This window comes from Acinetobacter sp. UBA3025 (assembly GCF_002367915.1).
Classification (GTDB): domain Bacteria; phylum Pseudomonadota; class Gammaproteobacteria; order Pseudomonadales; family Moraxellaceae; genus Acinetobacter.
On sequence record NZ_DFDO01000240.1, the window covers coordinates 1 to 8,349 of the forward strand.

6 protein-coding genes are annotated in these 8,349 nt (G+C 43.9%); 2 read left to right on the top strand and 4 right to left on the bottom strand.

The features are described from left to right. The first annotated feature begins 247 nt into the window (after positions 1-247). Positions 248-1,315 carry a 4-phosphoerythronate dehydrogenase gene (locus B4J23_RS10155; protein WP_291360419.1) on the top strand — a complete coding sequence of 356 codons (1,068 nt, stop codon included), beginning with the start codon at positions 248-250 and terminating at the stop codon, positions 1,313-1,315. After that, positions 1,312-2,292, top strand: coding sequence for an EF-P lysine aminoacylase EpmA (gene epmA, locus B4J23_RS10160; protein WP_291360421.1), 981 nt, complete (start codon positions 1,312-1,314; stop codon positions 2,290-2,292). Before B4J23_RS10155 ends, epmA begins: the two co-directional genes overlap by 4 nt. 17 nt (positions 2,293-2,309) lie before the next feature. Here the strand turns inward: epmA and B4J23_RS10165 are convergent, their stop codons facing one another. The 4 genes from B4J23_RS10165 to B4J23_RS10180 form a co-directional block, all read right to left on the bottom strand. Next, a complete protein-coding gene (locus B4J23_RS10165; RefSeq protein WP_291360423.1) occupies positions 2,310-2,768 on the bottom strand; it encodes a GNAT family N-acetyltransferase in 459 nt (152 codons plus the stop codon). 167 nt (positions 2,769-2,935) lie between these two features. Further along, the gene (locus B4J23_RS10170; RefSeq protein WP_004784716.1) at positions 2,936-4,168 is read right to left on the bottom strand and encodes a multifunctional CCA addition/repair protein; all 1,233 of its coding nucleotides are present in this window, start codon (positions 4,166-4,168) and stop codon (positions 2,936-2,938) included. Between the two features lie 83 nt (positions 4,169-4,251). Then, positions 4,252-6,531: an NADP-dependent malic enzyme gene (locus B4J23_RS10175; RefSeq protein WP_208462078.1), complete on the bottom strand. Its 2,280-nt coding sequence runs from the start codon at positions 6,529-6,531 to the stop codon at positions 4,252-4,254. A gap of 141 nt (positions 6,532-6,672) precedes the next feature. Beyond that, positions 6,673-8,349 (bottom strand): sensor domain-containing protein (locus B4J23_RS10180; RefSeq protein WP_291360426.1); only part of this gene is annotated, 1,677 nt, incomplete at its 5' end.

The window sequence follows — 8,349 nt, forward strand, 5'->3', positions numbered from 1 at the left end:
CGTGCGCAAACAGGTATTGCTGCATTCTCCAATTAAAAAAGGAAACTTTTTCGTGCAGGGTATGGCTTTCAATCGCCTAACCCTGCGTCATTTTCTTACTCCAATTACACTCCTTTGCCGAAGTGATGTTTGACTTCGGCATTTTTTATATCTCTATGTTTATAAGAATTCATCTAAAGCTTGAGTGAAAATAGTCACATCCCGGTTGACGCGGTATGATAGACAGATTCAGGCGTTGGAACAGATTATGAAAATTGTCGCAGATGAAAATCTGGCATTTACCGATTATTTCTTTGCAGAATTTGGCGATATTCAGCATCGTGCAGGAAGAACTCTCACTTCGGAAGATGTAAAAGATGCCGAGGCTTTATTGGTCCGTTCCGTGACCAAAGTCAATGCAGCATTCGTACAGGACAGTCAGATTAAATTCGTCGGCAGTGCCACCATTGGTACAGATCATCTGGACATTGCTGCACTAGAACAACAGAACATCCGCTGGAGCAATGCGCCCGGCTGTAATGCACAGGCAGTGGCTGAATATGTGATTACGGCTTTATTATATTTACAACCCCAATTGATCAATGCAAATAAAGAATTCACCTTGGGTATTGTGGGTCTAGGAAATGTCGGTTCGCGTTTGGCAACAATGGCCAAATTGCTGGACTGGAATGTGATTGCCTACGATCCCTTTGTGCAGCGCGATCAGGTTCATCAGGTTGAATTTGAAGAACTGCTAAAAACTGCAGATGCCATTTCCATTCATGTACCTTTAACCAAAACAGGTCAGAATCCAACTTATCATTTAATTAATGCTAATGCTCTTGGACAAATGAAACCTGAAGCCATTTTAATTAATTCAGCGCGTGGGCCAGTCATTGAAGAAGCGGCGCTAATTGCTGATATCCAGGCAACTCAACGGCAGGTTGTACTGGATGTGTTTGAGCATGAACCGGAAATTTCTGAACAGCTGCTGAATCTGATTACTTTGGTGACGCCCCATATTGCAGGTTATAGTCTGGAGGGTAAGGTACGCGGTACTCAAATGATTTACGAGGCATTTTGCCAGACTTTTGGCTTTGAGATTAATAAGCAGTTTGAAAGCCAGTTGCCTGTCTGTGTACAGTTTTTCCAGAATCAGGATTTAAAACTGGCGCTACAACATCATTTAACCCAGATCTATGATATTGCCCGTGATGATACCAATCTGCGTGCCTGTTTAAAAGATGGCAAAGTCGATCAGAAAGCATTTGATCATTTACGCAAGACTTATCCTTTACGCCGTGAATGGGCCGCTCATGGAGGGCCAAAGGCATGAGTCAAACTGTATCTTATCAACCGACCTGCGACTTAAAAGCCATTAAAGCGCGTGCCAACATGTATGCCCAGCTCCGTCAGTTTTTTGCTGAACGTGAAGTGCTGGAAGTGGAAACCCCGATTTTATCTCAGGCTGGCGTGACCGATGTGCACCTGGCTTCGATTCAGGCCCAGCGTCATGTCATGGGTAAGCTCGGCACACATTATCTACAGACCTCACCTGAATTTGCCATGAAACGTTTATTGGCCAGTGGTAGTGGGCCGATTTACCAGATCTGTAAAGTGTTTCGCGATGATGAACACGGCCGCAAGCACAATAGTGAATTCAGCATGCTGGAATGGTATCGTCCGGCCTTTAGTCTGAAAGATCTGATGTTTGAAGTGACAGATCTGTTAAATGTGACGCTTAAGGCCCGTTTTGGAGAAATCCGCCCCATTGTGCTCAGCTATAAACATGCCTTTATGGATCGCCTGGATCTCAATCCTTTACAGGCCACTTTGCAGCAACTCAAAGATTGTTGTCGCCGGGTAGGTCTCAATCTGGACTTGAGTGATGACCGTTTAGGATATATCGACCTTTTATTCTCGCATATGGTCGAGCCAAGCCTGGGGTTCGATACGGCTGTATTTTTGACAGATTTTCCACCGGAACTGGCATCATTGGCTAAAACCAGAATCGATGAAGATGGGGAGCTGGTTGCAGCCCGTTTTGAGCTGTATATCGAAGGGCTGGAACTGGCCAATGCTTATGATGAGCTGATTGATGCTGAAGTTTTACGTTCCCGCTTTGAAGCAGATAATGCAGAACGGGCAGCGCTTGGCTTGCATGTCATGCCGATTGATGAGTATTTGCTGGCGGCATTGCCACAAATGCCGGAATGTTCAGGTATTGCCCTAGGTCTTGATCGCTTGCTGATGATTGCAACCAATCAGATGAAATTGGAAAAAGTGATTACTTTCCCTGCTGAAATTTCATAAATTAAATCCACGATTGATCAGCTGGTCATGACTGGCTGATCCAGATGCTTACGAAATCCAATACTATAACTGTCAAATCCCAGTCCTTGATAAAAGGCATGCGCAGGATAGCGTTCTTCGCGATTTCCGCTGTTGAGCTGAATCATCTTGAAGCCTTGCTCTTTTGCAATCTGTTCAATAGCAGCCATTAATTGCTTGCCTATACCTTTTCCACGATGGTCCTGATCAATTACAAAAACCTGAATCCTTAAATATCCACCGTCAAATTCCCAGGTGTATTCCTGAATAAAACCGGCATAGCCGATTACATGTGAATCCTGTTCTATAACTAGTGTCTGATAATGACTGTCTTGATGAATCCGTTCCCAACGCTGTTTGATATTTTTCAGCGTAGAGGGATAGCCAAGCTGAATCGTGAGTTGATGAACGTCATACAGGTCTTTTTCAAGATCCAGTTGACGGATGAGATAAGTCATTAGACATATTCTTAGCTAAAAATAATATCAATCATAATCAATATTTACTTTGCTTAAGTGTTGAAAGTGCACAGTAACTTCAAAGAATTATTGCTATCTATATAGAAAATCGAGATGAATGAGATTTCAGATATTAAATAAAAAGGCCCCTTGAAGGAGCCTAATGTTTAAAGTATGGCACTATGCTGTTCTTTCAGTTCTGCTAAAGCCGCAATCCGTCGTTCAATTAGCATTTCACCAATATCCGGACCTTGAATTTCTGGTGGCAAGTCTTGTGCTTTAATGCTACGTACGACCTGCATGGCATCCAGCACATATTGAGCCTGAGGATAAGCACGATTTTCCAGACCCAAGCGACCGCGAGAGTCACATTCACAGGCCTGTACAAAAGCTTCAACACGTTCAGGACGACGCAATACATCCAGACGCTGTAATAAACGCCATAAAGTGCCAGGTTTTAAGTTAAAAGCCTGATGACATTTTAAATGTTCTTTACAAACTGCTAATGCTAGCTGTTTGGTATGAGTCGGAACTCTTAAACGTTCACACAGCTCATTTACCGGTTTGATCCCACGTTCTTCATGCATGATATGACGTGGCAATTCTTCCACAGGGGTTAATGCCTTACCCAAGTCATGAACCAGAACCGCAAAACGCACATCCAGACTATAATTTTGGCGGCAGGCTTGCTGTAAAGACATCATGGTATGAATACCACAGTCAATTTCCGGATGATATTCAGGACGTTGCGGAATGCCATATAAGGCATCCAGTTCCGGGAACAGCACTTTTAAAGCACCACAGCTGCGTAATACTTCAAAATACACATCTGCATCCTGTTCCATCAGTGCGCGTGTAGTTTCTTTCCAGACCCGCTCAGGTGTCAATGCATTAAGCTCGCCCGATTCCGCCAGCTGCTTCATCAGCACCAACGTTTCTTCTGCAATGCTAAAACCCTGGTGTTGATAACGCGCAGCAAAGCGGGCAATCCTTAAAACACGTAAAGGATCTTCGACAAAAGCTTCTGATACATGACGCAGTACACGATCAGCCAGATCTTTTTGACCGCCATAAGGATCATAAATCTTGCCTGAATCATCCATGGCCATGGCATTGATGGTCAAGTCACGGCGGATCAGATCCTCTTCCAAGGTAACATTAATATCGGTATAAAATTCGAAACCATGATAACCATAGCCAGACTTGCGTTCGGTACGTGCCAGAGCATATTCGTCTTTGGTTTCAGGGTGAAGAAAAACAGGGAAGTCCTTGCCAACAGGTTGAAAACCTTCAGCAAGCAATTGTTCCGGCGTCGCGCCGACAACCACATAATCTTTTTCGTGATAGGGGTGTCCAAGTAAATGATCCCGAACTGCACCGCCTACTAAATAAACTTGCATGAAAAAACCTCTATTCTTACAAGCATCATGCTACAGAATAGAGGTTTTCTCAAGTCAAGAAGTTACGCTCATGCGTACATTCCTTAGAGCGCGTTTTTTTCTGCTTCCTGAATTTCAGCGACAGTTAACGCAGTCATATTCACTACGCGACGAGTTGTTGCAGTTGGTGTCAAGATATGAACAGGTTTCGCAGCACCAAGCAGGATAGGACCAATGGTCACGTTGTTACCTGAAGTTGCTTTTAACAGGTTAAACGAAATATTGGCCGCATCCAGATTTGGCATGATCAGCAAGTTTGCAGAACCTTTGAAACGAGAGTTCGGGAATGCAAACTGACGGATATTTTCGTCCAGTGCTGCATCACCATGCATTTCACCTTCAACTTCAAGCTCAGGTGCAGTTTCAGAAAGGATTTCATATACACGGCGCATTTTTTGTGCGCTGGCATCGTGCTGGTCTGAACCGAAGCTAGAGTGAGAAAGTAGGGCAACACGCGGTGTAATACCGAAACGACGTACTTCTTCAGCAGCCAGAATCGTCATCTCAGCAAGCTGTTCAGCCGTTGGATTACGGTTGATGTAGGTATCTGCGATGAACAGGTTACGCTCTTCCAGCATTAATGCGTTTAAGGTGAAGAAGGTATTATGACCATCCTGTTTGCCGATGACATTGCTGACAAAGTCCAGATGGATATCGTAGCTTGAGTACGTACCACATAACATACCGTCCGCCATGCCATGACGAACCAGCATCGCAGCGATCAAAGTAGAACGGCGACGCGCTTCACGGTGTGCATATTCAGGCGTTACACCTTTACGTTGCATCAGGTTATAATAGTCGTCTGCAAATTTTTCGTAATCCGGGTTCTTTTCCTGATCCACGATGGTGATGTTGACACCATCTTCAAGACGTAAGCCCAATTTCTTGATATTCGCTTCGATGACTGCTGGACGGCCCACCAGAATCGGTTTTGCCAAGCCTTCATCCACTGCAATTTGTGCAGCACGAAGTACACGCAGGTCTTCACCTTCTGCATAAGCGATACGTTTAGGATCTGTTTTAGCTTGTGCAAAGATTGGTTTCATCATGAAGGCTGAGTTGTAAACAAACTCAGACAGACGTTGACGATATGCCGAGAAATCCTGAATAGGACGAGTCGCTACGCCAGAATCCATTGCAGCTTGTGCAACTGCAGGCGCAATTTCCAGAATCAGACGTTGATCCAGTGGACCAGGAATCAGGTAATCACGGCCGAAAGAAGCTGATTTTTCACCATAAGATGCAGCATCTGCTTCTACGTGTGCCATACGTGCAATCGCATGTACGCAGGCAATTTTCATTTCTTCATTAATGGTGGTGGCACCAACGTCTAATGCACCACGGAAGATATAAGGGAAGCACAGTGCATTGTTTACCTGGTTCGGATAGTCAGAGCGGCCAGTCGCCATGATCACGTCATCACGAACTTCGTGTGCATGTTCAGGCAGAATTTCTGGATCCGGGTTCGCCAAGGCAAAGATAATTGGATCTTTGGCCATCAATTTCACCATTTCTTTGGTGAGAATACCGGCTGCAGAAAGACCCAGGAACATATCTGCACCTGCAATCACATCACCGATCTGAGAGGCATCAATGTCTTGTACATATGCTTTTTTAGATTCGTCCAGACCTTCGCGTTTAGTTGTCAATAAACCACGTGAGTCAGCAACGATGATATTTTCTTTTTTCACGCCAAGGGCACAAAGCAAGTTCAAGCAAGACAAGGCAGCAGCACCGGCACCTGAAGCAATGATCTTGATTTCATCAATTTTTTTGCCGTTTAATTGCAAAGCATTAAGAAGAGCAGAACCTACAATGATTGAAGTACCATGCTGGTCATCGTGGAACACAGGAATTTTCATGCGTTCACGAAGTTTCTGTTCAATATAGAAACATTCTGGAGCCTTGATATCTTCCAGGTTGATCCCGCCAAAAGTGGGTTCTAGAGAAGCGACAATATCAACAATCTTGTCTGGATCATTTTCAGCAATTTCGATATCGAATACATCAACACCCGCAAATTTTTTGAACAGTACGCCTTTACCTTCCATGACTGGTTTAGACGCCAGTGGGCCAATATTACCCAAACCAAGAACTGCTGTACCGTTACTGACCACTGCAACCAGGTTACCGCGTGCGGTATACAGTGCAGCTGTTGAAGGATCACGTTCAATCTCAAGACATGGTGCGGCAACGCCAGGCGAGTAAGCAAGGGCTAAGTCACGTTGGTTGACCAATTGTTTGCTTGGTGTAACGCTGATTTTTCCTGGAGTAGGGAATTCGTGATAGTAAAGAGCCTGCTGCTTTAAAGATTGTTCGTCCATCTGTATCTCTATCGTTGTAAAGATTACCCAGAAAGCGGGTAAAAAATTGCATTTATGGCTCTGAATATAACATTTGTTAAGCACTTAGCCCAGTCAAAGTCGACTATTTTTGCGACAATCTTATTCGAGGTAGATATAGACTTAGACTTGATATATATAAGTTTCAGCGACGCGATTCTGTTCTAAATATGCAGTTGCTTCCAGTTCAGGCAATGGCTTGGAGAAGAAGTAACCTTGGGCAATATCACAATCTAAATCACGTAGATATTGCAGCTGTTCTTCAGTTTCAATACCTTCAGCGACGACAGTCATGCCCATAGCTTTACCCATCGCGACCATGGCACTGACAATCGCTTCCTGTTTATGTTCGCCAATTTTAGAGACAAAACTGCGGTCAATTTTGAGAATGTCAATAGGAAAATCGGCAAGATAGGATAAAGAAGAATAACCGGTTCCAAAGTCATCCAGAGATATATTAATCTGGCGCTGCTTGATCTGGTTCAGCAGATTTTTGACAGATTCAGAGTTTTCAATCAGTGAAGATTCAGTAATTTCCAGTTCCAGACTGGTGCCAGAAATCTGGTTTTCACTAATGGCCTGATCCAGATCATCGAGTAACTGACCACGACGCAGTTGCTGTGCCACGATATTCACAGAGACACAGATATTATGAAAGCCAAGATCATTCCATTCACGAATCTGTTTAGCAGTTTGCTGAATCACCAAACGACCGATCTCGGAAATCAGGCTGGTCTGTTCGGCTAAAGGAATAAACAGGCCTGGCGGGATAATACCTTTCTCTGGATGTTTCCAGCGTACTAAAGCTTCAAAGCCATAAATATGCTGGTCATTGAAATTAATTTTCGGCTGATAGTAGACTACCAGTTCGCCATTCTGGATGGCTTTACGCAGATCGCGTTCAATGAAAATTCCTTGCTCTAGCAAAGCTGTATTTTCATTGGAGTAGAAATGGATAGTATTCCCGCCGAGATTTTTGGCTTCACTCAGCGCCTGTTCAGCACAGTTATTCAAATAATCTAACTGACGGCCATGATCCGGATAGAAAGCCACGCCCATCGACAGGGTAATCACATAATCTTGTTCAAAAATATGGAAAGGAGCCTGGAAAGCTTCAGCAATACGTTGACAATGTTCTTGTACAGAAGGGCGAATATGCGAGATTTCATACAAAATCGCAAAGTCATCGCCATTTAGATGAGCAACAAATAGAGCTTCAGCATTAGTCAGACGTAAGCGCTGCGCCACCTGACGCAACAGCTCATCACCGCCGTTATTAGACAGGTATTCATTCAATGGACGGAAACGGTCGATATTGAGTCGAATCACCGCCATTTTCTTGATGGAATCTTTTTGCGTCATCAGATACTGATGCAGCTGGTAGTTATAGTAAAAACGGTTTGGCAAATCAGTCAGCGTGTCATAATTTTCCAGATAAGACAGGCGCTGTTCCTGTAATTTACGCTCAGTCAGATCAGAAACAATGCCGATATAGTGGGTGATACGACCTTCATCATCAGTAATCGCATTGATATGTAACCAGAGTGGCATCTCTTTGCCAGACAGGAATTTTTCACTCAGTTCGCCATCAAAGGAACCGATTTTCACGACTTGCTTGATGATGTTGGAATGAATAGTGTGCTGCTGTGACTTATGACTTGCAGTGATATCAAACAGATATTTACCCAAGATGTCATTACGTTCAAAACCGGAAAAATTCTCGAAATAAGGATTCACTTCGATATAACGTAATTCATCATTTAGGATGAAGATTCCTTCAGCCGCCTGCTCGATCACACT

Excerpts from the sequence above, each read along its gene's own strand:
- B4J23_RS10155 (WP_291360419.1), top strand. The coding sequence starts at position 248 with ATGAAAATTGTCGCAGATGAAAATCTGGCATTTACCGATTATTTCTTT.
- epmA (WP_291360421.1), top strand. The coding sequence starts at position 1,312 with ATGAGTCAAACTGTATCTTATCAACCGACCTGCGACTTAAAAGCCATT.
- B4J23_RS10165 (WP_291360423.1), bottom strand. The coding sequence starts at position 2,768 with ATGACTTATCTCATCCGTCAACTGGATCTTGAAAAAGACCTGTATGAC.
- B4J23_RS10170 (WP_004784716.1), bottom strand. The coding sequence starts at position 4,168 with ATGCAAGTTTATTTAGTAGGCGGTGCAGTTCGGGATCATTTACTTGGA.
- B4J23_RS10175 (WP_208462078.1), bottom strand. The coding sequence starts at position 6,531 with ATGGACGAACAATCTTTAAAGCAGCAGGCTCTTTACTATCACGAATTC.